The organism is Pseudomonas sp. P5_B2, from assembly GCF_056400445.1.
On sequence record NZ_JBFULH010000774.1, the window covers coordinates 1 to 1,730 of the forward strand.

2 protein-coding genes are annotated in these 1,730 nt (G+C 56.4%); one reads left to right on the top strand and one right to left on the bottom strand.

The window, feature by feature from the left end; all coding sequences use genetic code 11:
• On the bottom strand, positions 1-435 hold a 435-nt coding region (locus AC1DRJ_RS26630; protein ID WP_477804778.1), incomplete at its 3' end, for an acyl-CoA dehydrogenase family protein.
• A gap of 243 nt (positions 436-678) precedes the next feature.
• Between AC1DRJ_RS26630 and AC1DRJ_RS26635 the strand changes: the two genes are divergently transcribed.
• Positions 679-1,575, top strand: a complete 897-nt coding sequence (locus AC1DRJ_RS26635) for a GlxA family transcriptional regulator (protein ID WP_477804779.1) — start codon at positions 679-681, stop codon at positions 1,573-1,575.
• The last annotated feature ends 155 nt before the right edge of the window (positions 1,576-1,730 follow it).

The following is a 1,730-nucleotide window of genomic DNA, read 5'->3' on the forward strand; positions in this document are numbered from 1 at the left end:
ATCCAATACCGCCGTGGTTTTCACCCCTTGCAGATCGGAGCCGGCCCCGGGCTCGGTCATGGCGATTGCCGTGACCATCTCCCCAGACACCAGTTTTGGCAGGTACTTGTGCTTCAGCGCTTCACTGCCGTAATGCAGGATATACGGCGCCACAATGTCCGAATGCAGTGAAAAACCGATCCCGGTCAGCCCCAGGCGCCCGACTTCTTCGATCACTACCGCGCTGTATAAAAAGTCCGCTCCCAGCCCGCCGTATTCCTCCGGCAGATGCGAACACAGCATTCCCGCCTCCCCTGCCTTGTTCCAGAGTTTGCGGTCGATATAACCTTGCTTTTCCCATTGCCCATGAAACGGCACAGCCTCTTTCTCGAGGAACGTTCGCACGCTGTCACGGAAAAGTTCGTGATCGGAGCTGAACAAGGTTCTGGGGATCATGCGGCACCTGTCGTTATTGTTAGATGAGTTGATGTTCAGAGACTAAGCCCCGCATTCGACACAGGACACTGGACACATCAGACAAAAAATAAGACGATCCAGCCGTTTGATGACCACTTTCTCCTATAAAAATAAAGTTGAATTATGTCTAAGCAAGTCTCCACGCCCCTGCGGCGCGTCAGCATCCTGGCGATCGACCGGGTTTTCGCTTCCACCCTTCTGCAAGCCAAAGACTTTTTCCATATGGCCAGCCTGCGCCATGGCAAACAACTGGGCCAAGGCCTGACACCGTCGTTCGAAATCCGACTCGTCAGTCCCGATGGCAAACCGGTGAATAGCTTCAGCGATGTGATCATTCCGGTAGACGGTGGCCTGGAAAACACCGACATCATCATCCTCCCCGCCTTTTGGGATGACTTCGACACACTCTGCAAACGTTATCCACAGGTCCTGCCATGGTTGCGTGAGCAACATGCCCGCGGGGCGGTGTTGTGCGGCGAGGCTACCGGGGTGTTCTGGCTGGCCGAGGCAGGCTTGCTCGATGGCAAGGAAGCGACCACATACTGGCGCTTTTTCAACGCCTTCGCCGAGCGCTTCCCACAGGTTCACCTCAATCAGGACAAACACCTGACCGACGCCGACAACCTGTATTGTGCAGGCGGCACGACGTCGGCCTGYGACCTTTACGTCTACTTGATCGAGCGCTTCTGCGGTGCCAACGTGTCGCAAGCCGTGGCGCGGGATATCCTTTACGAAGTACAGCGCAGCTATTCCCCGGGACGTATCGGTTTTGGCGGCCAGAAGCTGCACCAGGATGTGATCATCCTGCAGATCCAGCACTGGCTCGAAGAGCATTTCGCCGACAAGTTCCGCTTCGAAGACGTGGCTCGCGAACACGGCATGAGCATCCGCAACTTCATGCGCCGCTTCCAGACCGCGACCGGCGACAAGCCGCTGCATTACCTGCAACGATTGCGCATCGAAACCGCCAAGGGCCTGTTATCCGGCAGCCGCAAGAGCATCAAGACCATCAGCTATGAGGTGGGTTACGACGATGCGAGCTTCTTTGCGCGATTGTTCCGCCAGCACACTGAGTTGTCGCCGAACCAGTATCGGCAGCAGTTTCAGCAAGCCGCTTAAGGAAACGCGCCTCCTGAAGGAGCACCGCTTGCAGGCGATCAACGATGACACGGATGCCTGATGCACCGTGTCGATGCAGTCGCTCGCAAGCCGCTCCTACAAGTATCAACGGCTTTCGAGTATCTTTTTCCCACACCAAATCGGGAATACAGAGC